The sequence below is a fragment of the Streptomyces sp. NPDC050997 genome (assembly GCF_040660135.1).
In the GTDB taxonomy this organism is placed as follows: Bacteria; Actinomycetota; Actinomycetes; order Streptomycetales; family Streptomycetaceae; genus Streptomyces.
In genome coordinates this window covers 227,200-253,628 of sequence record NZ_JBFAGK010000010.1, presented here as the reverse complement: position 1 = coordinate 253,628, position 26,429 = coordinate 227,200, and the positions used below count along the sequence as shown (strand labels likewise).

Here is a 26,429-nt window from a genome sequence, read left to right as displayed (position 1 = left end):
GGCCTCGGGTACGGTTGGCCATAGCGGGGCTCGACCGAAACTGAGGGATTCATGGGACTCACCATCGGCGTCGACATCGGCGGCACGAAGATCGCGGCCGGCGTGGTCGATGAGGAAGGCAACATCCTTTCGACCCACAAAGTGCCGACCCCGGGCACGGCCGAGGGCATCGTGGACGCCATCGCCTCGGCGGTGGACGGGGCACGTGTCGGGCACGCGATCGTCGGCGTGGGCATCGGTGCCGCCGGTTACGTCAATCGTCAGCGCTCGACGGTCTACTTCGCGCCGAACATCCACTGGCGCCAGGAGCCGTTGAAGGAGAAGGTCGAGGCCCGCGTGGGTCTTCCGGTCGTCGTGGAGAACGACGCCAACGCGGCCGCCTGGGGCGAGTACAAGTTCGGCGGCGGCAAGGGCCACCGCAACGTCATCTGCATCACCCTCGGCACCGGCCTCGGCGGCGGCATCATCATCGGCAACAAGCTGCGCCGCGGCCACTTCGGCGTGGCCGCCGAGTTCGGCCACATCCGCATGGTCCCGGACGGGCTGCTGTGCGGCTGCGGCTCGCAGGGCTGCTGGGAGCAGTACGCCTCCGGGCGCGCCCTCGTGAGGTACGCCAAGCAGCGCGCCAACGCCACCCCCGAGAACGCGGACCTCCTGCTCGGCCTCGGCGACGGCACCCCCGAAGGCATCGAGGGCAAGCACATCTCCATGGCCGCCCGTCAGGGTGACCCGGTCGCCGTCGACTCCTACCGCGAGCTCGCCCGCTGGGCCGGTGCCGGCCTCGCCGACCTCGCCTCCCTGTTCGACCCCTCCGCCTTCATCGTCGGCGGCGGCCTCTCGGACGAGGGCGAACTGGTCCTCGACCCGATCCGCAAGTCGTACAAGCGCTGGCTGGTGGGCGGCAACTGGCGCCCGGTGGCGGACGTCATCGCCGCCCAGCTGGGCAACAAGGCGGGACTGGTGGGCGCGGCCGACCTGGCCCGGGAGCCCGACCCGATCATGTAGGGCCTCTCTCAGAGGTACGTCAGTTCCCCGCGTCCTTCACAGGCGCGGGGAACTGTCTATGTACGGCTCCGCCGTGCGGCCGCGACCAGCCCTCACGAACCGCGGCCGGCCTACGACCTGTCGCCGCGCCCCGCCCACGGCCACCACGTATCGTGACGGTATGGTGACGCCTCCGCTGCTCCCCAACTCCCGTACCGAACCGGACGGTTCCGCCGTCATCCGCGTCCTCAGCTACAACATCCGCTCGATGCGCGACGACACCACGGCCCTCGCCCGCGTCATCAGCGCCTGCGCACCCGACCTGGTCCTCCTCCAGGAAGCGCCCCGCTTCTTCCGCTGGCGCAAGAAGCTCGCCCGCCTCGCTGCGGCGTCCGGTCAGGTGATCCTCTCCGGCGGCGGCACGGCCGCGGGCCCGGCGATCCTCTGTACGCTCCGGGCCACCGTCGAACGCACCGAGGACGTCCTGCTCCCGCTCACCCCGGGTCGGCACCGGCGCGGCTTCGCCACGGCGGTCGTACGGTTCGGCGGCGCCCGCCTGGGAGTGCTGAGCTGCCACCTCTCACTCGAGAAGGAGGAGCGGTACGCGCAGGGCGGCATACTCCTCGACCGGCTCGCCGGAATGGGCGCGGAGCACGCGATCGCGGGCGGTGACCTCAACGAACGCCCCGGCGGTCGCACCTTCGCCCGGATCGCCGAGGGCCTCCAGGACTGCTGGGCCACCGCCCCCTGGGGCAGCGAGCACACCTGGACGCGCACCGACCCGCACCGGCGCATCGACGCGATCTTCGCGACGAAGGGCATCGAGGTGCTGGGCTGCGGGGTGCCGCTCGGCCACCCCGGGGTGAGGGAGAGCGACCTGAGGGCGGCCACGGACCACCTTCCGGTCCTGGCCGCCCTCAGAATTCCGGCGCGCTGAGGCCTGGGCGACGGTTCGGTGCCCGGGGTCTAGACGACGGCTCCGCGCCCGGGGTCGTCGTCGTCCTCGTCGCCCGTGCGCATCCGCATCACCAATGTGGCGAAGCCGCCCAGGAAACCGCCGATGCCGGCCGTGGTCAGCCACCAGGTCATCTCCCAGCCGAGCAGGACCGCCAGCAGGAGCAGCACCGGCCCACCGAGCACGCCCAGCCAGGCGAACTTCGCGGTGGTGTCGGCGGCGGGCAGATCGGGCGGCTCCGGCGGTACGAAGTGTCCCTCGTCGTCCTCGTCGAGATCCTCGTCGGCGGGCTCCGGGGTGCTGTAGTCCCGCGGGCCCACCCCGGGCGCGAAGGAGACAGAGCCGCCGAGGGGCTTCACGGGCTTCTCGTCACGCGAGTCCTGGGAGTCCCTGGAGTCCTGGGAGTCCCTGGCCTCCTTCGTCTCCTTCGTCTCCGTCGCTTCCGTCGTCTCTTCGGTGTCCCCGGTTCCCTGGGGACCGCCGTCGTTCGTCTCGGGCTTCAGCAACGCCAGGTCCTCGACCGACTTGAAGGGCTTGGAGCCCGGTGGGTCCGGCGGCTCCTCGCCGTATCCGGCGACGATGGCCGCCCACGCGGCGGCCTCGTCGAACGGGACGCTCTGCTCCTCGGGCTCGCGGTCCTCGCGCTCCTCGCGGTCGGAGTCGTGCTCAGCCACGGGCGGCCGTCCCTTCCTTGCCGATGCTGGGGGCGAGCCGGCTGATGAACGAGTAGCTCTCCTCGAAGATCCGGTCCGCCTCATGGTCCAACGTCGCGACGTGGTAGCTCTGTTCCAGCACGATCTCCTGTACGTCCGTGGACGAGACACGACTCAGGATCCGCTCGGAGTCGGCCCCCGGCACCACGTGGTCCTGGACACTGCGCAGGACCAGCAGCGGCTGGGTGACCTGTGGCAGCTCACCGTCGACGAGGCGGAACAACGACCGCAGCGAGTGCGCCGCGCGCAGCGGCACCCGGTCGTACCCCAGCTCGGTGCGGCCCTCCTTGGCGATGTCGCTCGCGATGCCCTTGGTCGACCGGACGAGGTGATGGACCACAGGGAGGGCGTGCGCGGCCAGGCCGTGCATCCGGTTCGCCGGATTGACGACCACGACGCCGCTGACCGTGTCGCCGTGCTTCGCCGCGAGTCGCAGCGCGAGGGTGCCGCCCATCGACAGGCCCGCCACGAACACCTGCGAGCAGCGCTCGCGCAGGGCACGCAACTCGCGGTCCACCTCCGCGTACCAGTCCTGCCAGCCGGTGAGCTGCATGTCCTCCCACCGGGTGCCGTGGCCGGGCAGCAGAGGCAGCGAGACGGTCAGACCGCGCTGCGCCAGATACTCCGCCCAGGGGCGCAGCGACTGGGGAGAACCGGTGAAGCCGTGGCAGAGGAGGACACCCGCTTCCCCGCCCTCGTGGCGGAACGGCTCGGCTCCAGGGAGGACCGGCACCTTCGGTCTCCTGTTCATGAGAAGGGCGTGAACGAGTCCAGGTGAGGTTCACCGTACGCGACCGCACTGACACCGACCAGGGCCGTCGGGCTCATTGACAGTGCTGCGGGATATGGTCTGACCGACGGACATGGGAGGCACTCGGTTGTTGTACGGCACGATGAAGGTCGCCATCGGGGGGCCGCTCAAGGTCGCCTTCAGGCCCTGGGTGGAAGGCCTGGAGAACATTCCGGCCGAGGGCCCCGCCATTCTGGCGAGCAATCACCTGTCGTTCTCCGACTCGTTCTTCCTGCCCGCGGTCCTCGACCGCAAGGTCACCTTCATCGCGAAGGCCGAGTACTTCACCACTCCCGGGGTGAAGGGCCGGCTGACGGCCGCGTTCTTCAAAGGGGTCGGCCAGCTCCCGGTGGACCGCTCCGGCGCGCGCGGCGCGGGCGAGGCGGCCGTCAAGAGCGGCCTCGAGGTCCTGGAGCGCGGTGAGCTGTTCGGGATCTACCCCGAGGGCACCCGCTCGCCCGACGGCCGTCTCTACCGGGGCAAGCCCGGCGGCCTCGCGCGCGTGGCGCTGGCCAGCGGCGCTCCGGTCATCCCGGTCGCCATGATCGACACGGAGAAGATCCAGCCGCCCGGCCAGGTGATGCCGAAGCTGATGCGGCCCGGCATCCGCATAGGCGAGCCCCTGGACTTCAGCCGCTACCAGGGCATGGAGCACGACCGCTTCGTCCTGCGCGCCCTGACCGACGAGGTCATGTACGAGATCATGAAGCTCTCCGGCCAGGAGTACGTCGACATCTACGCGACCGCGGCCAAGCGGCGGATCGCGGAGGCCGCGAAGGCCGAGAAGGAAGCGGAGAAGGCGGCCAGGGCCGCACTCGCGCAGGCGGAGAAGGAACAGGCCGAAAAAGAGAAGTCGGAGTCCTAGACAGGGCGGTCCGGTGCCAGGGGGTGGGGGAGTGGCCAAGCGCGAGCGGGTCATGAGGATGTCGGTCGAGCAGCCGCTGTGGCGTGCGCTCACCGCGTACCGGGTGCTCACCATGCTGTACGCGGTCGGTCTGTTCGCCACCGCCTACGACAAGTTCACCCGCCCCGGCGTGGCCATCGCCTACTACGTCGTGCTGTGCGGCTGGACCCTGGCCACCGTCCCCCGGGTCGCGAACGCGGCGGCCTGCACCAAGCGGTTCCTCGCCGCCGACCTCACCATCGCGCTCACCGGCATCCTGTTGACACCCGTCGCCGACGCGCACGGCCGGATCGTGGAGGGCGGTCCGACCCTGCCGTCCATATGGACCGCGGGCTCGGTGCTGGCCTTCGCCGTCAAGGGCGGCTGGCGCTGGGCGGCCTTCGCCTCCACCGCGGTCGCCGTCGCCAACCTGGTCGAGCGCGGCGCCCCGGCCCGCGACACCATCCACAACGTGATCCTGGTGTGGGTCGCCTCCATCGCCATCGGCTACGTCGTCGAGGTCGCCCGCGCCTCCGAGCGCACCCTCGCCCGCGCCCTGGAGATCGAGGCCGCGACCCGCGAGCGGGAGCGGCTGGCCCGGGGCATCCACGACAGCGTGCTCCAAGTGCTGGCGATGGTGCAGCGGCGCGGTGTCGTCCTGGGCGGTGAGGCGGCCGAGCTGGGCCGCATGGCCGGCGAGCAGGAGGTCGCCCTGCGCACCCTGGTCTCCGGCGGGCTGGTCCCCGTCTCCCGCGCTTCGGAGGACGCGGCCGAGGGGGCCGTCGTACGGACGGTCGAGGTGCCCGACGACGAGGGTGCCGACGGGCCGGTCGACCTGCGCTCCCTGCTCGCCCGGTACGCCTCCGCGAGGGTCAGCCTCGCCGAGCCCGGCGCCCCCGTGCGGCTGCCCCCGGCCGCGGCCAGGGAGCTGGCCGCCGCGGTCGGCGCCGCCCTGGACAACGTACACAGGCACGCGGGTGAGCACGCGCGCGCGTGGCTTCTCGTCGAGGACGAGCCGGACGAGGTGATCGTGACCGTACGGGACGACGGCCCCGGCATCCCCGAGGGCCGGCTCGCGCAGGCCGAGGGCGAGGGCAGACTGGGCGTGGCCCTGTCGATCCGGGGCCGGCTGCGTGAAATCGGCGGCAGCGCCGAACTGATCTCGGTGCCCGGCCAGGGCACGGAGGTCGAACTGAAAGTACCGAAGGAGACGCGGTCTTCACGGGGGAAGGCGGACAGGCGATGACGGACAACAGCGAGGGCCGGCAAGACCCGATCCGGGTCATGGTGGTCGACGACCACCCCATGTGGCGCGACGCCGTCGCCCGTGACCTGGGGGAGTCCGGCTTCGACGTGGTGGCCACCGCGGGCGACGGCGACCAGGCCGTACGCCGTGCCAAGGCCGCCGCGCCCGACGTCCTGGTGCTCGACCTGAACCTGCCGGCCAAGCCCGGGGTCCAGGTCTGCAAGGAACTCGTCGCCGCCAACCCGGCGTTGCGGGTGCTCGTGCTGTCCGCGAGCGGCGAGCACGCCGACGTCCTGGAGGCCGTGAAGTCGGGCGCCACCGGCTATCTGCTGAAGTCGGCGTCCACCGAGGAGCTGCTGGACGCGGTCCGCCGCACTGCGGTCGGCGACCCGGTGTTCACCCCCGGCCTGGCCGGCCTGGTCCTCGGCGAGTACCGGCGCCTGGCGTCCGAGCCCGCCCCCGGCGCCCCGGACACCGACCAGCCCAGGGCCCCGCAGCTCACCGAGCGCGAGACCGAGGTGCTGCGGCTGGTCGCCAAGGGCCTGAGCTACAAGCAGATCGCCGAACGGCTGGTCATCTCGCACCGCACGGTCCAGAACCACGTCCAGAACACCCTCGGCAAACTGCAACTGCACAACAGGGTCGAGCTGGTGCGGTACGCGATAGAACGCGGACTCGACGACGAGTGAGACGACGGGTGCGACGGCGAGTGATACGACGCGTGATCCGGCGTCCCGAGGTCCCGCCGGAATCGATCGTTCACCGGAATTGACCGTCCCACCCATGCCTAAGTGACCTGGATCACTATTAGCGTGACCTTCAGCAGGCAACCCCTGGCGAAGGGACACTTCCATGCGCGTCGGAGTACTGACCGGAGGCGGTGACTGCCCCGGGCTCAACGCCGTCATCCGGGGCATCGTCCGCAAGGGCGTTCAGGAGTACGGCTATGACTTCGTCGGCTTCCGGGACGGCTGGCGAGGACCTCTCGAAGGCGCCACGGTACGGCTGGACATCCCCGCGGTGCGCGGCATCCTGCCCCGCGGCGGCACGATCCTCGGCTCCTCGCGCACCAACCCGCTGAAGCAGGAGGACGGTGTCGCCCGCGTCAGGGAGAACCTCGCCCGGCTGGGCGTGGACGCGCTCATAGTGATCGGCGGCGAGGACACCCTGGGCGTCGCCGCCCGGCTGTCCGACGAGCACGGCGTGCCCTGCGTCGGCGTGCCCAAGACGATCGACAACGACCTGTCCGGCACGGACTACACCTTCGGCTTCGACACGGCGGTCGGCATCGCGACGGAGGCGATCGACCGGCTGCACACCACCGCCGAGTCGCACATGCGGGTCCTGGTCTGCGAGGTGATGGGCCGGCACGCGGGCTGGATCGCCATCCACTCCGGCCTGGCCGGCGGGGCGAACGTCATCCTCATCCCCGAGCGGCGCTTCGACATCGAGGAGGTGTGCGCCTGGGTGACCTCTCGCTTCAGGTCGTCGTACGCCCCCATCGTGGTCGTCGCCGAGGGTGCCATGCCCAAGGACGGCGACGTGGTGCTGAAGGACCAGTCGCTGGACTCCTTCGGACATGTGCGGCTGTCCGGTGTGGGCGAGTGGCTGGCCAAGGAGATCGAGAAGCGCACCGGCAACGAGGCGCGCACGACGGTCCTCGGCCACATCCAGCGCGGCGGCACCCCGAGCGCCTTCGACCGCTGGCTCGCCACCCGCTTCGGCCTGCACGCCATCGAGGCCGTCCGGGACCGTGACTTCGGCAAGATGGTCGCCCTGCGCGGCACGAACATCGTCCGCGTCCCGATCGCGGAGGCCACGGCCCGGCTGAAGACGGTCGATCCGGAACTGTACGAGGAGGTGGGCGTGTTCTTCGGCTGAGCCCCGCCGAACCGGCCCCCCCGGCTACCGGGCGGGCCGGCGCTCGGGGAACGTGCTGGTGCCGCGCAGCTGGGACACCAGTTCCCGCACGACCGCCGCCCCGTTCAGCGTGAGCACCGACTCCGGATGGAACTGCACCCCGGCGAAGCCGGATCCGCGCAGAGCGTGCACCTCGCCGGAGTCGCCGCGGCTCACTTCCACGTCGTGCGCGGCCAGTTCGGCGGCGGTCTCGTCGTCGCAGCGCGCCACGAAGCTGTTGTAGAAGCCGACGGTCTCCGGCCGCCCGAACAGATCGATCTCCGTCTGCGTGCCCTGGTACGGCACTTCCTTCCGTACGATCTCCAGCCCCAGCTCGGCCGCGATCAGCTCGTGCCCGAGGCAGACGCCGAGGACGCCGTGCCGGTGCTCCCGGATCACCTCGGCGGTCAGCGCGCGCAGGAACCGCATCTTGGGATCGGCGGGGTCGGCGGGGTCACCCGGACCGGGGCCGAGGATGACCGGCCCCTCGTGCGCGCGGACCGCCTCCGTCAGGCCGGGCTCGTCGTACCGCCGGACGGTGATGGTCAGGCCCGACGAGCGCAGCACATGCGCGAGCATCGCCGTGAACGTGTCCTCCCCGTCGACGACCAGGGCGTGGCCGGAGAGCTCCTCGGCCGGCTCCTGCATCCGCAGCCAGAACGGCGCCAGCGATGCCCGGCGCCCGTCGAGCGCGGCCCGCACCCGGGGATCGTCGGCCAGTCGCGGCCGTACGGACTCCTGGCGCGGCCTGCCCGGCCGTACCCCCAGAGCCGCCAGCACCCCCGCCGCCTTCGCGTGCGTCTCCGCCACCTCGCCCGCCGGGTCCGAACCGCGCACCAGCGTGGCGCCGACCGGCACCCGCAGCCGCCCGTCCGCGTCGATGTCGGCGGTGCGGATGAGGATGGGGGAGTCGAGGGTCTGGGCGCCGCCCGAGTCCCTGCCCAGCAGCGCGAGCGCCCCCGCGTAGTAGCCGCGTCCACCGACTTCGTGCCGCTCGATGACCCGGCAGGCGTTCTGGACCGGCGACCCGGTGACGGTCGCCGCGAACATGGTCTCCTTCAGCACCTCCCGCGCGTCCAGCGAGGACTTCCCGCGCAGCTCGTACTCGGTGTGCGCGAGGTGCGCCATCTCCTTCAGCCGGGGCCCGACCACGACCCCGCCCATGTCGCCGACCGTGCACATCATCTTGAGCTCCTCGTCGACGACCATCGACAGCTCCTCGATCTCCTTGCCGTCGGCGAGGAAGTCCAGCAGATGCTCGGGGGTGGGGCCCTCGGCCGGATAGCGATACGTCCCGCTGATGGGGTTCATGACGACGGTCCCGCCGGACATCCGCACATGCACCTCGGGACTGGCCCCCACGAGCGTCCGGTCCCCGGTGTGCACGACGAACGTCCAGTACGCGCCCCGCTCGCTCTCGAGGAGCCGCCGGAACAGGGCGAGGGCGTCGGCCCTGGAGAATCCCGGGATCCCGCCCTCGTACGTCCGCCGGATCACGAAGTTCGCGCCCTCGCCCGCGCCGATCTCCTCCCGCAGCACCCGCCCGACGATCTCCGCGTACTCCTCGTCGGCCACGTCGAAGCCGCCGTCCTGGACGCGCACATCGTGGGCGGGGAGCTGCGCGAGGGCGGTGTCGAGGGGGATGTCGTACGTCTCCTCGGGGGTGAGTACCGCCAGTGGCGTCCCGTCGTCGCGGACGTCGAAGCCGCGTTCGCGGATCTGCCGGAAGGGGACGAGCGCGAGGCCCTCGTCGGGGAGGTCGGCGAGACGGTCGTGCGTGCTGACCGGTCCGATCAGCAGTTCGACCGTGTGTTGGTCGTGTCCGGGGGCGCGGCGGCGGAGCAGGGCGAAGGGGCGGGGGTCGTGGAGCAGCCGTGTCAGGTCCATGGTTCCTCTTCCGTCGATGCCGTCGTCGATGCGGCGGATGTCGATGTCGATGTCGGTGAGGAACGACCCCGGAAACGCCGAAGGCCGCCCTCGGGCGGCCTTCGCGAAGTCTTGCGTACGCGCAGTCAGTGGGCCGCCGGATGAGCGGTCCACCACCAGTTCTGAGTCGAATGCGCGAACATGCGACGCACCCTACCCCACGCGCACCTGAGCCTGCCGGCGTCTCACCTGTCGAGCCGGGAGAAAACCGGTCGACACGACCCCGTAATGTTGAGGGCGTGACCGTGAACGCTAAGACCAGCGCCAGCGCTGGCAACACCTGGCGAGACCTGCCCGCGGCGCAGCAGCCCGAGTACCCCGACACCGAGGCTCTGCGCGCAGTGATCGCGGACCTCGAGTCGTATCCGCCGCTCGTCTTCGCGGGCGAGTGCGACCAGCTGCGCGCCCGGATGGCGGCCGTCGCCAAGGGAGAGGCGTTCCTCCTCCAGGGCGGCGACTGCGCCGAGGCCTTCGACGCGGTGTCCGCCGACCAGATCCGTCAGAAGCTCAAGACCCTGCTCCAGATGGGCGCCGTGCTGACGTACGCCGGGTCCGTGCCGGTGGTGAAGGTCGGCCGGATCGCCGGCCAGTACTCCAAGCCGCGCTCCAAGGGCACCGAGACCCGTGACGGCGTGACGCTGCCGACGTACCGCGGCGACTCGGTCAACGGCTTCGCCTTCGACGAGGCGTCCCGCATCCCGGACCCCGAGCGCCTGAAGCGGATGTACAACGCGTCCGCCTCCACGCTCAACCTGGTGCGCGCCTTCACCACCGGCGGCTACGCCGACCTGCGCCAGGTGCACGCCTGGAACCAGGACTTCGTGAAGTCGTCCCCGTCCGGCCAGCGCTACGAGCAGCTCGCCCGCGAGATCGACCAGGCGCTGAACTTCATGCACGCCTGCGGGGCGGACCCGGAGGAGTTCAAGACCGTCGAGTTCTACTCCTCGCACGAGGCGCTGCTGCTCGACTACGAGTCGGCGATGACCAGGGTCGACTCCCGCACCGGACAGCTGTACGACGTCTCGGCGCACATGGTGTGGATCGGTGAGCGCACCCGGCAGTTCGACCACGCGCACATCGAGTTCGCCTCGCGGATCCGCAACCCGATCGGCATCAAGCTCGGCCCGACGACCACGGCCGAGGAGGCGCTGCAGTACATCGAGCGTCTCGATCCGGAGCGTGAGCCGGGCCGGCTGACCTTCGTCGTCCGGATGGGCGCCGACAAGGTCCGCGACAAGCTGCCCGAGCTGGTCGAGAAGGTCAGCGCCTCGGGCGCGACCGTGGCCTGGGTGACCGACCCGATGCACGGCAACACCTTCGAGGCGGCCTCGGGCCACAAGACCCGCCGCTTCGACGATGTGCTCGACGAGGTCAAGGGCTTCTTCGAGGTCCACAAGGGCCTGGGCACCCACCCGGGCGGCATCCACGTCGAGCTCACCGGTGACGATGTCACCGAGTGCGTGGGCGGCGGCGACGAGATCTTCGTCGACGACCTGCACCAGCGCTACGAGACGGCCTGCGACCCGCGGCTGAACCGCAGCCAGTCCCTCGACCTGGCGTTCCTCGTCGCGGAGATGTACCGGGACCAGTAGCAGATCACCAGCGGTCGCGCCTGTTACGGAGCGCGAAGTGGGGCGCGGATCACATACGGTCCGCGCCCCACCCGCTTTTGTGGATCCCGTGCGCCGGGTAAGGTTAGGTTAGCCTTATCGATCTCGGCGGGAGGTGAATCCGCGTGTACGTCTGCAACTGCTTCGGAGTGACCGAAGCGCAAATCCAGCGGCACGCGGACGACGGCGCCTGTACGCCCCGCCAGGTCGCCTCCGCCTGCAAGGCGGGTACGGACTGCGGATCCTGCGTCCGTCGGATCCAGGCCATCCTCGGCCGGGGCGAGTGCTCTCGACGTGAGCCGGCCTACCAGGGCGGGCAGGTCGTCTCCGGCCTGGAGGAAGCGGAAGCGCTCGACGAAGCCGCGTAGGTCCGGGCGGTTCAGCTCTCCGGCTGCTCGATCAGCTGGGCGATGTAGAGCGCGTCGCCGAGCTTGTCCAGGATCTCCAGCTGGGTGTCGAGGTAGTCGATGTGGTGCTCCTCGTCCGCCAGGATCGACTCGAAGATGTTGGCCGACGTGATGTCGCCCTTCTCGCGCATCACCTTGACGCCACGCTTGAGCCGGTCGATCGCCTCGACCTCGATCTGGCGGTCCGCCTCGAACATCTCCCGCACCGTCTGCCCCACGCGCACATGGAAAAGGCGCTGGTAGTTCGGCAGCCCCTCCAAGAACAGGATCCGGTCGGTGAGCACCTCCGCGTGCTTCATCTCGTCGATCGACTCGCTCCGCGTGTACTTCGCGAGCTTCGTCCAGCCGAAGTTCTCCTGCATCTTCGCGTGCAGGAAGTACTGGTTGATCGCGGTGAGCTCGGCGGTCAGCTGCTCATTGAGGAATTCGATGACCTCTGGGTCGCCCTGCATCGCAAGGGGCTCCTTCCAACCGGGGGGAACAGGCAGGTTGCGCCGCATGATTGCACCCGCCACGAAGATCGTCCAGTAAGTCTTCACTTAGTAAGTAAGGGCAGGCTTAGTTCTAATTGCCCGATTTGGATGGGGGTTGGTCATGTGCACTGCCCCGGGTCTGTCAGGATGGAGTCATGGGTCAGCCGGTGGAACGCGAGTGGGGAGAGCGCGATTCTGGTGGAGTCCCACGCTCCGAGCTTCCGCCGGGACAGCGGGTGCAGCGCGGCTGGCCGGTCACGCACTACGGCCCGGTTCCCAAGTTCCGTTCCGAGCGCTGGGAGTTCCGGGTCTTCGGCGCCACCGCGGACGGCGAGAAGCACTGCTGGAACCACGAGGAGTTCACCGCCCTCCCGTACGCCAGCGTCACCGGTGACCTGCACTGCGTCACGAAGTTCAGCATGCTCGGCGCCGAGTGGGGCGGCATCCCCGCCCGCACCATCCTGGAGATCGCCCCGCCCGCACCCACCGTCACCCATGTGATGGCGTGGGCCGAGTACGGCTTCAGTTCCAACCTCCGCCTGGCGGACTTCGCTGACGAACGCGCGATCTTCGCCACCCACAAGGACGGCGAACTGCTGACGGCGGAACACGGCTTCCCGCTCCGCCTCGTCGTCCCCCACCTGTACGCGTGGAAGGGCCCCAAGTGGGTCCGCGGCGTCGAGTACATGACCGCCGACCGCCGCGGCTTCTGGGAGGAGCGCGGCTACCACAACGTCGGCGACCCCTGGACGGAACAGCGCTACTCCTACCAGGAGGGGCCCGAGGACGGTCCCGAGCCCTGAGGCACCGGGGTGCCGCTCGCGCTCCGAGGACGAGGACCGACCCCCTCAGCCGTCCCGCAGTTTCTTCAGCCGCTCCACGTCCGCCGCGTGCCCCTCCTTGCCGCCGGGCGTCTCGATGATCAGCGGTACGCCCTCGGTGGCCGGGTGGGTCATCAGCGCGCGGAACGGGTCCTCGCCGATGTGGCCGGAGCCGATGTTCTCGTGCCGGTCCTTGTGGGCGCCGACCACGTCCTTGGAGTCGTTGGCGTGGATCAGCTTCAGCCGGCCCTCGCCGACCGTGTCGACCAGCAGGTCCAGCGTCTGGTGCATGCCGCTCGGCCCTGTCAGGTCGTGGCCGGCCGCGAAGATGTGGCACGTGTCCAGGCACACGCCCAGCTTCGGATGGGCGTCCAGTGCCTCGAAGTACGGCCCGAAGTCCCAGGTCCGCGAGCACAGCGAGGAGCCCTGCCCGGCCGTCGACTCCAGCAGCAGGTACGGGTCGTCGTCGTGGGTGAGCTCGTCGAGCAGCGGCAGCAGATACTCCCGCACCTGCTTCAGCGCCACGGACCGGTCCCGGCCGCCGGTCGCGCTGCCGGTGTGCACGACCACGCCCAGGGCACCGATGTCCCGTCCGCGCCGCAGGGAGTGCCGCAGCGACTCCACCGACTTCTCCACGGTCGCCTCGGTGTGCGAACCGAAGTTGATCAGGTACGGGGCGTGCACATACGCGGGGATCGACTCGGCCGCGCACACCGCCCGGAACTCCTCGTCCTGCCGAGGGTTCCCGGTGGGCGTGGCCCAGCCGCGCGGGTTGGCGACGAAGACCTGAACGGTCTCGGCCTTCAGGTCATGGGCGTACGACAGGCCCACCGAGTGGAGACCGCCGGCCACCGGGACATGACCGCCGACGGGGTTGCGCACCGTACCGGGGGTTCCGGGGCCGGTGCCGGGCTGTTGACTCTTCACACATCCAGGGTGTCATGCGGCCCGGCCCGCCCGGTCAGCGGATGGTGATCGTGATCGTCGACCCCTTGGGCGCGCTCTCCCCGCCCTCGACGGACTGCTTCTTGACGGTGTCGCCGAACAGCCCGAGCAGCCCGCGGTCCTTGTCGACCTCGAAGCCGGCGGCTTCCAGCTCGGCCTCCGCGTCATCGACGTTGTCACCGACCACGTCCGGGACCTCGACCATCACCGGGCCCTTGGAGAGCGTCAGCGTCACGGTGTCGCCCTCGGCGGCGGTGTTGCCTTCCTGCGGTGTCTGCCGGGCGACCTGGCCCTTGTCGTAGTCGGAGGAGTTGACCTCCTCGGAGGAGACCTTCACCTGCAGGCCCGCCTCCTCGAGTTCCGCCCTCGCGTCCTGGAGGGACTCGCCGGTGACGTCCGGGATGTCGATCGGGCTGCCCTTGCTGACGATGAGCGCGATCGCCGAACCGGCGCGCCGCTCGGTGCCGGCCTTCGGACCCGTGGAGATCACGAAGCCCCGCTCCACGTCGTCGCTGAACTCCCGGGTGACCATGCCCGGCCGCAGACCGTCCTGCTTCAGTACGGATCTGGCCTTGTCCAGCCGGTAGCCCTGCACGTCGGGCACCTTCACGGTCTCGGGGCCGTCGGAGATGACAAGCCGCACCGAGTCGTTGTCCCGGATCCGGGCGCCCGGCTCCGGGTCGGTGCTGACGACGGTGCCCCGCTTCACGGTGTCGCTGTACGCGTGGTCGATCTTGCCGACGTCCAGCCCGGCCGACTCCAGCCGGTCCCGGGCCTGCGTCTCGGTCTTCTCCAGCACCGCCGGGACCTTGGTGAACTGGCCGGAGTTGATGTACCAGACGCCCGCGCCGACCCCGAGGACCAGCAGCACCGCCACGATGATCGCCATCAGACGGCGCGGCGGCCCGGAACGGCGGCGCGGCGGCAGCGGCGGCGCGGACTCCAGCCGGCTGGTGCGATGGAACCCGCCTTCGGCGTCCTCATCCTCGTTGACCGGCAGGAGGCGCGGGACGGTCAGGGAGCGCGGGATCACGCTCGTCCGGTCCTCGGCGCCGCCGTGCGCCACGGAGACCGCCTGCGGCGGCACCGCGTCCAGCTGGTCCGCGTCGAGCCCGGCCCGTGTCTCCCGCGCCTGCGCGAGCAGCGCGACCGCGTCGTACGGGCGGATGCCGGGGGTACGGGCCGTCGCGGACGCCACCAGCTCGTCGAGCTCGTAGGCCAGCCCCGGCACGAGGGCCGAGGGCGGCGGCACGTCCTCGTGGAGGTGCTTGTAGAGCACTATCGCCGGGGAGTCCCCGTCGTGCGGCTTCTCGCCGGTGAGCATCTCGTAGAGGACGACACCGCACGCGTACACGTCGACGCGGGGATCGGCGGTGCCCGGCTGCTCGATCTGCTCGGGGGCGAGGTACGAGACCGTGCCGAGCACGGCCCCGGTGGTGCTGGTGACGGTGTCCACGGACCGCACCAGCCCGAAGTCGGCGACCTTGACCCGACCGTCGTCCCCTATCAGGACGTTCTCCGGCTTCATGTCGCGGTGGACGAACCCCGCGCGGTGCGCGGCGCCGAGCGCGGCCAGCACCGGCTCCAGGATGTCGAGCGCGGCCCTCGGCTGCAGCGCCCCGCGGTCGCGCAGCACGTCGCGCAGGGTGCAGCCGGCGACGTACTCCATCGCGAGGTAGACGTACGACCCGTCGGTGCCCTGGTCGAAGACCTGTACGACGTTCGGGTGCGCGAGCCGGGCCACCGACTTGGCCTCCCGGATGAACCGCTCGACGAACGATCCGTCGGCGGCCAGCGCCGGATGCATCACCTTGAGTGCGAGAACCCGGTCCAGGCGGGTGTCCAGGGCCCGGTAGACCGTGGCCATCCCACCGACCGCGATCCGCGCGTCGACGCGGTAGCGGCCGTCGAGCACCTGCCCGACCAGAGGGTCCTGAAGGGTCGTATCCACGCAGGTGAGTGTACGAGCCGTGACTGACACGACCGCCGGTTCGGCCTGGATCGAGGCGGGACTGCAGCGGACCTGTGACGCAACCCACAAAGCCACAGCCGATATCGGGGGCCCCGCTACGACGGGACGGAGGCGGGACGGGAGTGCGGCGCGGGTCCCCGCCCGCCGCGACGCCGTTCAGAACGCCGGCCGCTCCGGATCCAGTACCGCCAGGCCCTCCGCGGGAGACGACGCCTCCGCGAAGTGCCGCCGCGGAATCCGGCCCGCCAGCCGAGCCAGCCTGCCCGCCTCGACGGCGTGCCGCATGGCGTCGGCCATCAGGACGGGCTCCTGCGCCCGGGTCACCGCCGAGGCGAGCATCACACCCGCACACCCCAGCTCCATCGCCAGCGCCACGTCCGAGGCCGTACCGGCCCCCGCGTCCAGGATCACCGGCACGCGCGCGTGCTCGACGATCAGCTGGAAGTTGTGCGGGTTGCGAATGCCCAGCCCGGATCCGATGGGCGACCCCAGGGGCATGATCGCCGCGCATCCGACGTCCTCCAGCTTGCGCGCCAGCACCGGATCGTCGTTCGTGTACGGCAGCACCGTGAACCCGTCGTCGACCAGCGTCTCGGCGGCGTCCAGCGTCTCGATCGGATCCGGCAGCAGGGTCCGCTCGTCCGCGATGACCTCCAGCTTGACCAGCTCCGTCCCGAGTGCCTCACGTGCCAGCCGGGCCGTCAGCACCGCCTCACCGGCCGTGAAACAGCCCGCCGTGTTCGGCAGCACCCGGATGCCGAGCTTCTCCAGCACCGACAGCACCGAGCCGTGCGCGCCCGGATCGACCCGGCGCATCGCGACCGTCGTCAGCTCCGTCCCGGACGCGACCAGCGCCCGCTCCAGAACCTCCGGGCTGGGCGCGCCGCCCGTACCCATGATGAGGCGGGACGTGAAGGACGTACCGCCGAGGACAAAGGGATCGTCGGCCATGGGTCAGCCTCCTTGGACGGCGGTGAGGACTTCGACGCGGTCTCCCTCGGTGAGGGACGTCGAGGACCATCGCGCGCGCGGGACGACGGTTTCGTTGAGGGCGGCGGCCACTCCGGAGGGCGCCGCGGTGAGGGACCGCACGAGTGTGTCGAGGGCGGTGCCGCGGGCGACCTCGCGCCGCTCGCCGTTGACCGAGATGTTCATACGGGCTGCTCCGTGCGGACGGTGCTGAAGCGCTTGGGCGTGAACGGACGGGCCTCTTCCGGGAGTTCACCGGTGACCAGGGCGTGCGCCAGGGCGTCGCCGGTGACCGGCGTGAGCAGCACGCCGTTGCGGTAGTGCCCGGTGGCGAGCAGCAGCCCGTCAAGGCCGGTCGGGCCGAGCAGCGGCGCGTTGTCGGGGGAGCCGGGACGCAGTCCGGCCCGGGCCTCCGTGAGCGGCAGCTCCGTGATCCCCGGGACCAGCTCGTGGGCGTCCCGCAGCAGCTCGTACACGCCGCCCGCGGTCACCGTGGTGTCCCAGCCCAGCTCCTCGCTGGTGGCGCCGACGACCAGCTCGCCGTTCTCCCTCGGCACCAGGTAGACCTGGCTGCCGCGCACCACGGCCCGCACCGTCCGGCTCAGGAACGGCGCGTACCGCTCGGGCACGGTCAGCCGCAGCACCTGCCCCTTCACGGGCCGCACGGGCGGCAGGATGTCCGCGGGGACCCCCGCGAGGCGCCCGCTGAGACTGCCGCCCGCCAGCACCACCTGCCCGGCGCCCAGCACGACGCCCTCGCGTGTGACGACACCGGTCGCCCGCTCCCGTACCACCGAAAGCCGTTCGGCCCGGGTGCGGTGGAAGACGACCTTGGCCCGCTCGCACGCGGCCAGCAGAGCGTCGGCCAGCCGTCGCGGATCGATCTGGTGGTCGCCGTCGACCCGCAGCCCGCCACGCACGCCCGGCGCGAGCATCGGCTCCAGGCGTCGGCACTCCCGCCCGGACAGCCACTCGGAGTCCAGCCCCGACTGCCGTTGCAGTGCGTGCAGTTCGCGCAGATGCGCGCGGTCGTCGGCGTCCAGCGCGACGGCGAGCGTGCCGCTGCGGCGGTAGCCGAGGTCGCGGCCGGTGAGGTCGGTGAGCTCGGCGGCGAAGTCCGGATAGCGGCGGGCCGACTCCAGGTTCAGGCCGAGCAGGGTCTGCTCGCCGTAGTGCAGTTCCGTGACGGCGGCCAGCATCCCGGCCGCCACCCGGGCGGCCCCGCCGCCAGGTTCGGGGTCGACGACGGCCGTGGCGAACCCGCGCTGCGCGGCCCGCCACGCGATGACCAGGCCGATGATGCCGCCCCCGACGACCAGGACGTCCGGGGTGCCCGGGGTGCCCGACAGGGCGTCCGAGGCGTGCAGCGGAACGTCTGTGGCATTCAACGGGACGTCTGTGGTGTCCGACGGGACATCTGTGGTGTCCGATGGATCTGGCGTACGCGTACGCGACATGGGCGTCCAGCCCCTCCCTTCGCCGGCATGACCCGGATCAGGTTCGTACGGTCGGAGGCCGCCAGCCTCCCTCTCAGCCCGGTGCGTCCGGGCTCCCGCGAGTGCTCTACGTTGGCCACCCTAGCCCGATGCCGTCCGTCTCAGTAAGGGAGCCTCCGCCCGTGGCAGTTTCGCTCGACGGACTCGTCCTCGCCCCCGTCGCCGACCAGGCCCCGGGTCAGGTGGGTACCCGCACCCGGTTCATGTACCACGAGAAGGACGGCGAGATCTGGGCCGAGTACGCGGGCGGGGACGTCGTCCGCGGACACTTGGTGGGGACGCGTGAGGGCGACCGCCTGGACTTCCGGTACGTACAGCTCAAGCACGACGGGACGACCTCCTCGGGGCACTGTGTGTCGACGGTCGTCGACCTGTCCGACGGTCGCGTGCGGCTGGAGGAGAGCTGGGAGTGGGAGTCGCAGCCCGGTAGCGGGACGAGCGTTGTGGAGCAGCTCACGGAGCACGCCCCCTGACTGACTGACCGTCAGTTGTCTATGGTGATCAGGTGAGCGAGCAGACGCAGGAACGGGGAACCTCCACGCCACGGCGTGTCGTCGTGGTGGGCGCGGGCATGGCCGGGGTGCAGACCGCGGTCGCCCTGAGGGAACAGGGCTTCGCCGGCACCGTGACCCTGATCGGCGCGGAGTCCCATCAGCCGTACGACCGGCCGCCGCTGTCCAAGGCCGTGCTGCTCGGCAAGTCCGAGGGCGCCGCCTTCGACGTCGACTTCGACGCCCTCGGCATCGAGCTGCGCCTCGGGCGCGAGGTTCTGGGCGTGCGCCCCGGCGCGCACCTGCTGGACACCGCCGAGGGGCCGGTGCCGTACGACGTCCTGGTCCTGGCGACCGGCGCCGAACCCATCCGGCTGCCGGGCGCGGAAGACGTGCCCGGAGTCCATCTGCTGCGCACCCTGGACGACGCCGAGCGGTTGCGTCCGGTACTCGCCCGGCAGCAGGACATCGTGGTCGTCGGCGCGGGCTGGATCGGCGCCGAGTTCGCCACGGCCGCGCGCGAGGCCGGCTGCGCGGTGACGGTCGTCGAGGCCGCCGGCCGCCCGCTGGCCGGCGCGCTGCCCGCCGACGTGGCCGCCCCGATGGCCTCCTGGTACGCCGACGCCGGTGTCGAACTGCGCACCCACGCGCGCGTGGCGCGCGTCGAACCCGGGGCCGTGATCCTGGACGACGGCTCGCGGCTGCCCGCCGCTGCCGTGGTCGTCGGCATCGGCGCCCGCCCCGCCACGGCCTGGCTGGCCGGCTCCGGCATCACCCTCGGCCCCCACCGCGAGGTCCTCGCCGACGACCGCCTGCGCACCTCCGAACCGGACGTCTACGCGGTCGGCGACTGTGCCTCCTTCCCTTCGGGACGGTACGGCGAGCGCCTGCTGGTCCACCACTGGGACAACGCCCTCCAGGGGCCGCGCACGGTGGCCGAGAACATCGTCGGCGAGGCCACCGGCGAGCCCCCGGCCGTCTACGACCCGGTCCCGTACTTCTGGTCCGAGCAGTTCGGGCGCTTCGTGCAGTACGTGGGCCACCACGCGTCCGCCGACACCACCCGGTGGCGCGGCGACCCGTCCGGCCCGGCCTGGTCGGTGTGCTGGCTGCGGGAGAACCGCCTGGTCGCCCTGCTGGCGGTGGGCCGCCCCCGGGACCTGGCGCAGGGGCGGCGGCTGATCGAGGCGGGGACGCTCATGGACCCTACGCTGCTGACCGATCCGGCCAGGCCTCTGAAGGCGGCCACGGCGTAGGAGAAAACCGCAGGTCGGGCGTTCCTGGCTTCCGACTGTCAGTGCGAGATGGCACGCTTGTCCCGTGACCGAGATTGACGCAAAGATCGATGCTCTCGTCCCCGCCTGGCTCACCCTCCCCGACATCGCAGAGATGCTCGATGTCGAGGTGACACGTGTGCGGCAGCTGGTCAAGGAGGGCCAGCTCATCGCCGTACGCCGTGGTGAGAACCGCGCGCTGCACGTCCCCGCCGCCTTCATCGACGGGGCCGAGCAGAAGGTCGTCAAGGGCCTCACCGGCACCTTGACGCTCCTGCGGGACGACGGCTTCACCGACGAAGAAATGCTCGAGTGGCTCTTCACCGCCGACCCGAGCCTGCCCGGCACCCCCGCCCAGGCGCTGAGCGAGAATCGCGGCACGGAGGTGAAGCGCCGCGCCCAGGCGCTCGCCGTCTGAGCTGAGCACGCTGATCTGAACATCGCCCGACGTACGGGCCGTGGCGCACCAGAGCCACGGTCGTGGTCGACCGCGGCCCGCGGCCCGTACGCCATCCACCACGGGGGAACCCACGTATGCCCGACAGCACCGCCCGCGCCCGGCTCGCCGACGCCCGGCTGTACCTCTGCACGGACGCCCGCAAGCGACAGGGCGACCTCGCCGGGTTCCTGGACGCCGTCCTGGCCGGCGGGGTCGACATCGTGCAGCTGCGGGACAAGGGCATGGAGGCGGCGGAGGAGCTGGAGCACCTCCAGGTGTTCGCCGACGCCTGCGCCCGGCACGGCAGGCTCCTCGCGGTCAACGACCGGGCGGATGTCGCCCACGCCGCCGACGCCGATGTCCTGCACCTCGGGCAGGGCGACCTTCCGGTCCCCGCCGCCCGCGCGATCCTCGGCGACGACGTCCTCGTCGGCCGCTCCACGCACGCCGAGTCGGAGGCCGCCGCGGCCGCCGTCCAGGAGGGCGTGGACTACTTCTGCACCGGCCCGTGCTGGCCGACCCCCACCAAGCCCGGCCGCCACGCTCCCGGTCTCGACCTGGTCCGGTACACCGCCTCCCTCGGCACCGAACGGCCCTGGTTCGCCATCGGCGGCGTCGACCTCGGCAACCTCGACGAGGTGCTGGAGGCGGGCGCCCGCAGAGTCGTGGTCGTCCGGGCGATCACGGAGGCGGACGATCCGGGAGCGGCGGCCGCGGAGTTCGCGAAGCGACTGCGCCAGGCCTGATGACGCCGCTGTCTCGCCCCGCAGCCTCGCCCTGCCGTCTCATCCGACTGTCCGACTGTCCGACCAGCCTGTCTACCTGCCCGCCCCTGTCCGTCCAATAGGTGGACATGAAATAGACAAATCAGCCAAAAATCCGTGATCCGGTTGGGGGACCCACCGCACCCTGACTAACCTGCGGGTATGGCCCTCGGCACCGCATCCACCAGGTCGGACCACGCCCGCACGGTGCGTGACATGCTCGCGACCGGTAAGACGACGTACTCGTTCGAGTTCTACGCCCCGAAGACCCCGAAGGGCGAGCGGAACCTCTGGAACGCGTTGCGCCGGGTCGAGGCCGTGGCGCCCGACTTCGTCTCCGTGACCTATGGCGCGGGCGGTTCCACCCGCGCGGGCACGGTCAAGGCGACCGAGGCGATCGCCTCCGACACCACGCTCACCCCGATCGCCCACCTCACCGCGGTCGATCACTCGGTGGCCGATCTGCGCAACATCATCGGGCAGTACGCCGACGCCGGTATCCGCAACATGCTGGCCCTGCGCGGCGATCCGCCCGGCGACCCGATGGGCGACTGGGTGCCGCACCCCCACGGCCTCGCCTACGCCGCCGAACTCGTCGAACTCATCAAGGCGTCCGGCGACTTCTGCGTCGGCGTCGCGGCCTTCCCCGCGATGCACCCGCGCTCCCCCGACTGGGACACCGACGTCCGCAACTTCGTCGACAAGTGCCGCGCCGGCGCGGACTACGCGATCACGCAGATGTTCTTCCATCCGGAGGACTACCTGCGGCTGCGGGACCGGGTCGCGGCCGCGGGCTGCGAGACCCCGATCATTCCCGAGGTCATGCCGATCGCCAGCGCGAAGAGCCTGGCTCGGATTCCGTCCCTCACCAACGCGTCCTTCCCGCCCGCCCTGAAAGAGCGGATCCTCACAGTCAAAGACGATCCGGCGGCTGTACGCTCCATTGGTATCGAGTTCGCCACTGAGTTCTGTGCGCGGCTGCTGTCCGAGGGAGTGCCCGGGCTGCACTTCATCACGCTCAACAACTCCACGGCGACGCTGGAGATCTACGAGAACCTGGGACTGCACCACCCGCCCCAGGCCTAGACCGGTCGCACCGGCATACGACACACTGCGTAACGGCCACTGGGAGAGGGGCGTACATGGGCTGGACGGTCCTCTACATCGCGTTCGGCATCGTCGCACTGTGGCTGCTGGGTGAGGTGTTGCTGCAGTACAAGGCACGCCTGCGCTGGCGGCTGCTCGCCTTCGCCGGATTCCTCGGCGTCGTGTTCGGCGTGCTGATCCCGTCCGTGGCCGTCATCGCGCTGGGTGCGATCGCCTTCGCGCTCGGCCAGACCTACGTCACCCTCTCCTTCCGCCGCGGCTTCGCGTCCGGCTGGGCGGTCAGCCGCCCGGGCGCCGACGGCAGCAAGCGGCGCCGCGGCAAGGCCGACCGTCAGGATCCGGCCCTGGAGGTCACCGGCCTCGAGGCGGCCGACGCGGGCTACGGCGACAACACCGACTTCGGCCAGGACACCGGTTCCTACGGCCGCCACGACGAGTACGACCGCGACGACGTGTTCACGCCCGCCCGCCCCGTCGCCCCGACGGCCGCCGAGACCACCTCCGTGTACGAGCCGCAGCCCCTGCCCGACGACACCGGCTCGTACGGCGTATACAACTCCGGGTACACCGCCGCCGCCGACGCGTCCTACGCCACCGCCGGTCAGACCCAGGACCAGTACGCGACGGCCGCCGCCGACCAGTCGTACTCCTACGACGGCTACACCGGCTACGACCAGCAGCAGTACGGCTACGACACGTCCGGGCAGCAGCAGTACGCCGCCTACTCCGACCCGTACATCGGCACCCAGACCTACGACGGCGCCGGGTACGACACGTCCTACGGCGGCCAGCAGCAGTACGGGCAGCAGGACTACGGCCAGGACCAGTACGCCACCGGCAACTACGGCGAGACCCCGGCGGGCGGGGTGTGGGTTCCGCAACAGCGCAGCACCGACGACCCGTACGGCGAGTTCCCGCAGGAACAGCAACAGCAGTACGGCCAGCAGGGCTACGACCAGAACCAGAACCAGAACCAGAACCAGGGCAACGGGTTCGACGAGCAGTACCGCTTCTGAAGCGCCCCTCGGCCGGGGTGCCGCGCGTTCACCGAGAACCCCGGAACTCCGGTCCCTCCACGATCAGTCCGGCGACGAGCGCGCCCGACATCCCGGCATGGGGGAGACCGCCGCCCGGATGTGACCAGCCGCCGACGGTGAACAGGCCCGGTATCGCCGTGCTGTTGGACGGGTGCAGCAGACGGCCGGCCCCCGCGGCGAGCGCCGGTGCGGGCACGGCGCCGCCCTCCGCGCCGGTCGCCTCCGCGATGTCGGCCGGGGTACGGACCTCATGCCACAGGAGGCGCTCACGCAGCTCCGGTACGGCATGCTCGGCGGCCCTCGTCATCGCCTCGGTGTACCGGTCCACGACCTCCGGCTCGGGCCGGCCGGCCGGGACCACGGAGGTGAGCGTGACCGCCTCGTGCTCCGTGTCGGGGACGAGCCCGGGGTCGTCCGGCCGGAGCACCGTCACCGTCGGACGCCAGGGCGTCGCGGGAGCCGTGCCGAACAGTTCTTCCAACTCGCTCTCGCGGTCCTCCGCGTGCACCACCGTCCGGTGCGCCGCCCCCTCCGGACGCCCGCCGCGCAGCGCCAGCAGCACCGTCATCCGGCTCGGCAGTCCGCGCTGCGGCGGCACCTCTTCCGCGCCCCGCGCCGCCGTGCCGCGGACGACGCCGCTCAGCACCTGAGGCGCGACGCCGGCGACCACGAACTCGGCCTCCGCCACCGCGCCGCCCGCGAGTTCCACTCCCGCCGCCCGGCCGTCCTTCTCCAGCACCCCGGTGACCTCGGCGCCGAAGACGAACTCGACCTTCCTGGCCACGCACCGCTCATACACCGCGCGCGCCAACTCCCGTATGCCGCCGCGGACATACCAGGTGCCGAAGGCGTGCTCCAGGTACGGCAGGACGGCCGCGCTCGCCGGGGCCGCCCGTGGGTCCAGGCCGTACGCCAGTGCGTGGCTCTCCAGGAGGGCGATGAGACGGGGGTCGCGCAGTTCCCAGGCGCCGACCTCCGCGAGGGTCGTGGCCCTGCGGGTGCGCAGCAGGCGCTTGTGGGGGACCGCCGGATAGGGCTCGCGGTCGGCGAGCACCGACCAGTTCGGCCACAGCGGCTCCTCCAGGAGCGGCCTGCGGGTCCGGTCCCAGGCCTCCCGGGCCCGGACCAGGAAGTCGCCCCAGCGCTGCCCGGCGCCCGAACCGAGCGCCTCGTCCAGAGCCGTGACGACTCCCGCGCGCGAGGCGTTGGGCACGGACAGCCGGGTGCCGTCCGCGAAGACGTGCCGTGCCGACGGGTCGACCTGGACCAGCTCGACGCAGGCCTCGAGCGGCTCCTTGCCGGTCTTGACGAACAGGTCGCGGTAGACCGCGGGGAGGGGAAGAAGCCCCGGGCCCGTGTCGAAGGAGAAGCCCTCGCGCTCGAAACGGCGCACCGCTCCGCCGTACGTCTCCGTCCGCTCGTACACCGCCACCCGGTGGCCCGCGACGGCCAGCCGGGCGGCGGCCGCCATCGCGCCCGTCCCGGCGCCGATCACCGCAATCCGTGCCATGACCGCGACTCTATCGGCCGCCGCCGACAATCCGTCCACGCGCCTGTGACCAGCGATGTTCCCCGGTTCAGTAGGGCGGCGGCGCGGGCCCCGCCGCGAGCCGTCGCTCGTCCCGCCGCCGGGCCCTGCGGCGCAGGAACCGCCGGATCCTGGAGACCAGGAAGGAGAGCACGACGAGTCCGGCGAGCAGCAGCACACCCGCGATGATCGCCGCGGCCTGCGGATGGAACATCGCGAACGTGACGATCGCGCCGACCCCGAGATCCTCGGCGAGACTCACCACGATGTTGCTGAACGGCTCCGGGGAGGCGTTGACCGCCATCCTCGTGCCGGCCTTCACCGTATGGCTGGCCAACGCCGTCGAACCGCCGATCAGGCCCGCCGCCACATCGGACAGCGAACCGCTCTGCCCGGCCAGCAGCGCCCCGACCCACGCACCGGCGACCGGCCGGATCACGGTGTGCGCCGCGTCCCACGCCGAGTCGACGTACGGGATCTTGTCGGCGACCGCCTCGCACAGGAACAACACGCCCGCCGCGACGAGCACCTCGGGGCGTTGCAGAGTCTCGGGAACCTCGTCGCCCAGTCCGGTCGCGCCGAACACGCCGAGCAGCACCACGGCGTACGCGTTGACGCCGCTGGCCCAGCCGCTCGTGAAGACCAAAGGGAGTACGGACACGGACGCGATCGTAACCAGTCGGCGACACGGCGTCCTGGGCCTGAGTGCGTAGGTCTGAGTACGCGTACCTAGGGGGTGAGTTGAGTACCCGCGCGGATGGGGGCCGACCTGGGTGAACGAGAGAGTGGAGGCACGGAAAAGGGGCGCGGCTCCGGCACCGGCGACACGGGGCGCCGGAACGGAGCGGCCCCGGATCCGCTCCTTCCGCCGGCCGATGCCGGCGGGAGCGAGGCACGGGGGTGACCCGGGGGACGACCGAACGGGGGCCCAACGGGGGAAATCGGGGGAGCACGGGGGAAATCGGGGGAGCACAGGGGAGCGCCGGTTCGAGGTGGCCCGCGGGGGACGCGGCCACATCGGACCGGCGCTTTCGTGTTTCTTCGAAGGGGCGGCCCTTCTCAGCGGCGCCCGCTCACCCGCCCCTGGAGCAGCCGCGACAGCGCCGCGTGCACGTCGTCCAGGGAGCGCTCCGGCTGGAAGGCCTGCCAGTCCAGGGCGGCCACCAGCACCATGCCGACCAGCGCGGCCGCGGTGAGCTGGACATCGATCTCGTCGCAGAACTCGCCGTTGCCGACGCCCTCGCGCAGGACGCCCTCGACGACCGCCACCGCCTCCTGGCGGACCACCAAGAGGGTGGACTGCCAGGTGCGGTTGGTGCGCCACAACTCCGCCACGTACAGCTGGGTGAAGGACGGGTAGCGCTGGATGAAGACGAGACCCGCGCGGATCATCGCGTCCAGGGCGTCCACCTTGGTGCCGCCGTCCCGGTCGGTCCGCTCGGCCGCCTCGCGGAGGGAGGCGGTGAGCAGGCCCACTCCATGCCGCAGCAGCTCTTCGAACAGGACCGACTTGCTCGCGAAGTTGTAGTACACCGTGCCCTTGGCGACCCCCGCGCGTTCGGCGATCTCGTCCACGGTGGTGGCGGAGAACCCCTGCTCGGCGATGAGCGTGACGGCCGCCTCATAGAGCTTCTGCCGGGTGGCCTCGCGGCGTGTGCTGACACCCGGAGTGGTGCTGCTGCTTTCCATGGTCCTGATTC

Annotated in this window: 28 protein-coding genes and 1 riboswitch; of the genes, 15 read left to right on the top strand and 13 right to left on the bottom strand. The window is 71.2% G+C overall.

Annotated elements, in window-relative coordinates; all coding sequences use genetic code 11:
• Window positions 1-51 precede the first annotated feature (51 nt).
• Both AB0H86_RS23995 and AB0H86_RS23990 read left to right on the top strand, forming a co-directional pair.
• The gene (locus tag AB0H86_RS23995; protein ID WP_362442214.1) at window positions 52-1,005 is read left to right on the top strand and encodes an ROK family glucokinase; all 954 of its coding nucleotides are present in this window, start codon (window positions 52-54) and stop codon (window positions 1,003-1,005) included.
• Between the two features lie 160 nt (window positions 1,006-1,165).
• Window positions 1,166-1,921, top strand: a complete 756-nt coding sequence (locus AB0H86_RS23990; protein WP_362442212.1) for an endonuclease/exonuclease/phosphatase family protein — start codon at window positions 1,166-1,168, stop codon at window positions 1,919-1,921.
• A 29-nt stretch (window positions 1,922-1,950) separates the two neighbouring features.
• Here the strand turns inward: AB0H86_RS23990 and AB0H86_RS23985 are convergent, their stop codons facing one another.
• Together AB0H86_RS23985 and AB0H86_RS23980 are read right to left on the bottom strand one after the other, a co-directional pair.
• Entirely contained in the window at window positions 1,951-2,613 is a 663-nt protein-coding gene (locus AB0H86_RS23985; RefSeq protein ID WP_362442210.1) for a hypothetical protein, read from the bottom strand.
• A complete protein-coding gene (locus tag AB0H86_RS23980) occupies window positions 2,606-3,385 on the bottom strand; it encodes an alpha/beta fold hydrolase (RefSeq protein ID WP_362442495.1) in 780 nt (259 codons plus the stop codon). Before AB0H86_RS23980 ends, AB0H86_RS23985 begins: the two co-directional genes overlap by 8 nt.
• Before the next feature lie 160 nt (window positions 3,386-3,545).
• Here AB0H86_RS23980 and AB0H86_RS23975 point away from each other — a divergent pair, with 160 nt between their 5' ends.
• The 4 genes from AB0H86_RS23975 to AB0H86_RS23960 all read left to right on the top strand — a co-directional run bounded on the left by AB0H86_RS23975 (window position 3,546) and on the right by AB0H86_RS23960 (window position 7,452).
• Window positions 3,546-4,307, top strand: a complete 762-nt coding sequence (locus tag AB0H86_RS23975) for a lysophospholipid acyltransferase family protein (RefSeq protein ID WP_362442492.1) — start codon at window positions 3,546-3,548, stop codon at window positions 4,305-4,307.
• Window positions 4,308-4,338: 31 nt separating this feature from the next.
• On the top strand, window positions 4,339-5,571 hold the full coding sequence (locus tag AB0H86_RS23970; RefSeq protein WP_362442207.1) for a DUF5931 domain-containing protein: 1,233 nt from the start codon (window positions 4,339-4,341) through the stop codon (window positions 5,569-5,571).
• A complete protein-coding gene (locus tag AB0H86_RS23965; protein WP_362442203.1) occupies window positions 5,568-6,260 on the top strand; it encodes a response regulator transcription factor in 693 nt (230 codons plus the stop codon). The genes AB0H86_RS23970 and AB0H86_RS23965 overlap by 4 nt, the downstream gene beginning before the upstream one ends.
• 163 nt (window positions 6,261-6,423) lie before the next feature.
• Window positions 6,424-7,452 carry a 6-phosphofructokinase gene (locus tag AB0H86_RS23960; RefSeq protein ID WP_362442200.1) on the top strand — a complete coding sequence of 343 codons (1,029 nt, stop codon included), beginning with the start codon at window positions 6,424-6,426 and terminating at the stop codon, window positions 7,450-7,452.
• Window positions 7,453-7,476: 24 nt separating this feature from the next.
• Here AB0H86_RS23960 and AB0H86_RS23955 read toward each other — a convergent pair whose 3' ends face one another.
• Both AB0H86_RS23955 and AB0H86_RS23950 read right to left on the bottom strand, forming a co-directional pair.
• Window positions 7,477-9,357, bottom strand: coding sequence for an anthranilate synthase family protein (locus tag AB0H86_RS23955; RefSeq protein ID WP_362442489.1), 1,881 nt, complete (start codon window positions 9,355-9,357; stop codon window positions 7,477-7,479).
• A 125-nt stretch (window positions 9,358-9,482) separates the two neighbouring features.
• Window positions 9,483-9,539 (bottom strand): trp operon leader peptide, encoded by a 57-nt coding sequence (locus AB0H86_RS23950; RefSeq protein WP_071528813.1) that lies wholly within the window; start codon window positions 9,537-9,539, stop codon window positions 9,483-9,485.
• Window positions 9,540-9,635: 96 nt separating this feature from the next.
• On the opposite strand from AB0H86_RS23950, the gene AB0H86_RS23945 reads away from it, so the two are divergent.
• Window positions 9,636-10,988, top strand: coding sequence for a class II 3-deoxy-7-phosphoheptulonate synthase (locus AB0H86_RS23945; protein ID WP_362442197.1), 1,353 nt, complete (start codon window positions 9,636-9,638; stop codon window positions 10,986-10,988).
• Window positions 10,989-11,131: 143 nt separating this feature from the next.
• Entirely contained in the window at window positions 11,132-11,374 is a 243-nt protein-coding gene (locus AB0H86_RS23940; protein WP_362442194.1) for a (2Fe-2S)-binding protein, read from the top strand.
• Window positions 11,375-11,385: 11 nt separating this feature from the next.
• Here the strand turns inward: AB0H86_RS23940 and bfr are convergent, their stop codons facing one another.
• Complete coding sequence (bfr, locus tag AB0H86_RS23935; protein WP_362442191.1) at window positions 11,386-11,865, bottom strand: bacterioferritin; 480 nt, start codon at window positions 11,863-11,865, stop codon at window positions 11,386-11,388.
• A 176-nt stretch (window positions 11,866-12,041) separates the two neighbouring features.
• On the opposite strand from bfr, the gene AB0H86_RS23930 reads away from it, so the two are divergent.
• Window positions 12,042-12,689 (top strand): sulfite oxidase-like oxidoreductase, encoded by a 648-nt coding sequence (locus AB0H86_RS23930; RefSeq protein WP_362442188.1) that lies wholly within the window; start codon window positions 12,042-12,044, stop codon window positions 12,687-12,689.
• A gap of 45 nt (window positions 12,690-12,734) precedes the next feature.
• Here AB0H86_RS23930 and AB0H86_RS23925 read toward each other — a convergent pair whose 3' ends face one another.
• From AB0H86_RS23925 to thiO, 5 genes are all read right to left on the bottom strand, one after another.
• The gene (locus AB0H86_RS23925; RefSeq protein WP_362442185.1) at window positions 12,735-13,634 is read right to left on the bottom strand and encodes a deoxyribonuclease IV; all 900 of its coding nucleotides are present in this window, start codon (window positions 13,632-13,634) and stop codon (window positions 12,735-12,737) included.
• Window positions 13,635-13,668: 34 nt separating this feature from the next.
• The gene (gene pknB / locus AB0H86_RS23920; RefSeq protein ID WP_362442182.1) at window positions 13,669-15,603 is read right to left on the bottom strand and encodes a Stk1 family PASTA domain-containing Ser/Thr kinase; all 1,935 of its coding nucleotides are present in this window, start codon (window positions 15,601-15,603) and stop codon (window positions 13,669-13,671) included.
• Between the two features lie 177 nt (window positions 15,604-15,780).
• The gene (locus tag AB0H86_RS23915) at window positions 15,781-16,575 is read right to left on the bottom strand and encodes a thiazole synthase (RefSeq protein ID WP_362442179.1); all 795 of its coding nucleotides are present in this window, start codon (window positions 16,573-16,575) and stop codon (window positions 15,781-15,783) included.
• A 3-nt stretch (window positions 16,576-16,578) separates the two neighbouring features.
• On the bottom strand, window positions 16,579-16,779 hold the full coding sequence (gene thiS / locus AB0H86_RS23910; RefSeq protein WP_362442175.1) for a sulfur carrier protein ThiS: 201 nt from the start codon (window positions 16,777-16,779) through the stop codon (window positions 16,579-16,581).
• The gene (thiO, locus tag AB0H86_RS23905) at window positions 16,776-17,942 is read right to left on the bottom strand and encodes a glycine oxidase ThiO (RefSeq protein WP_362442487.1); all 1,167 of its coding nucleotides are present in this window, start codon (window positions 17,940-17,942) and stop codon (window positions 16,776-16,778) included. The genes thiS and thiO overlap by 4 nt, the downstream gene beginning before the upstream one ends.
• A 105-nt stretch (window positions 17,943-18,047) precedes the next feature.
• Window positions 18,048-18,159, bottom strand: a riboswitch (TPP riboswitch).
• Window positions 18,160-18,211: 52 nt separating this feature from the next.
• On the opposite strand from thiO, the gene AB0H86_RS23900 reads away from it, so the two are divergent.
• The 6 genes from AB0H86_RS23900 to AB0H86_RS23875 all read left to right on the top strand — a co-directional run bounded on the left by AB0H86_RS23900 (window position 18,212) and on the right by AB0H86_RS23875 (window position 23,180).
• Window positions 18,212-18,562 carry a hypothetical protein gene (locus tag AB0H86_RS23900; RefSeq protein ID WP_362442173.1) on the top strand — a complete coding sequence of 117 codons (351 nt, stop codon included), beginning with the start codon at window positions 18,212-18,214 and terminating at the stop codon, window positions 18,560-18,562.
• A 32-nt stretch (window positions 18,563-18,594) separates the two neighbouring features.
• On the top strand, window positions 18,595-19,836 hold the full coding sequence (locus AB0H86_RS23895; RefSeq protein ID WP_362442170.1) for an FAD-dependent oxidoreductase: 1,242 nt from the start codon (window positions 18,595-18,597) through the stop codon (window positions 19,834-19,836).
• Window positions 19,837-19,900: 64 nt separating this feature from the next.
• Entirely contained in the window at window positions 19,901-20,272 is a 372-nt protein-coding gene (locus tag AB0H86_RS23890; protein WP_362442167.1) for an Rv2175c family DNA-binding protein, read from the top strand.
• Between the two features lie 116 nt (window positions 20,273-20,388).
• Window positions 20,389-21,039, top strand: a complete 651-nt coding sequence (thiE, locus tag AB0H86_RS23885) for a thiamine phosphate synthase (RefSeq protein ID WP_362442164.1) — start codon at window positions 20,389-20,391, stop codon at window positions 21,037-21,039.
• A 180-nt stretch (window positions 21,040-21,219) separates the two neighbouring features.
• Window positions 21,220-22,143, top strand: coding sequence for a methylenetetrahydrofolate reductase [NAD(P)H] (metF, locus tag AB0H86_RS23880; protein ID WP_362442162.1), 924 nt, complete (start codon window positions 21,220-21,222; stop codon window positions 22,141-22,143).
• 56 nt (window positions 22,144-22,199) lie between these two features.
• A complete protein-coding gene (locus AB0H86_RS23875; RefSeq protein ID WP_362442161.1) occupies window positions 22,200-23,180 on the top strand; it encodes a hypothetical protein in 981 nt (326 codons plus the stop codon).
• Between the two features lie 28 nt (window positions 23,181-23,208).
• Here AB0H86_RS23875 and AB0H86_RS23870 read toward each other — a convergent pair whose 3' ends face one another.
• From AB0H86_RS23870 to AB0H86_RS23860, 3 genes are all read right to left on the bottom strand, one after another.
• A complete protein-coding gene (locus tag AB0H86_RS23870; protein ID WP_362442158.1) occupies window positions 23,209-24,711 on the bottom strand; it encodes an NAD(P)/FAD-dependent oxidoreductase in 1,503 nt (500 codons plus the stop codon).
• A 67-nt stretch (window positions 24,712-24,778) separates the two neighbouring features.
• On the bottom strand, window positions 24,779-25,390 hold the full coding sequence (locus AB0H86_RS23865) for a DUF4126 domain-containing protein (protein WP_362442155.1): 612 nt from the start codon (window positions 25,388-25,390) through the stop codon (window positions 24,779-24,781).
• 398 nt (window positions 25,391-25,788) lie between these two features.
• Window positions 25,789-26,418: a TetR/AcrR family transcriptional regulator gene (locus tag AB0H86_RS23860; RefSeq protein ID WP_362442152.1), complete on the bottom strand. Its 630-nt coding sequence runs from the start codon at window positions 26,416-26,418 to the stop codon at window positions 25,789-25,791.
• Between the last annotated feature and the right edge of the window lie 11 nt (window positions 26,419-26,429).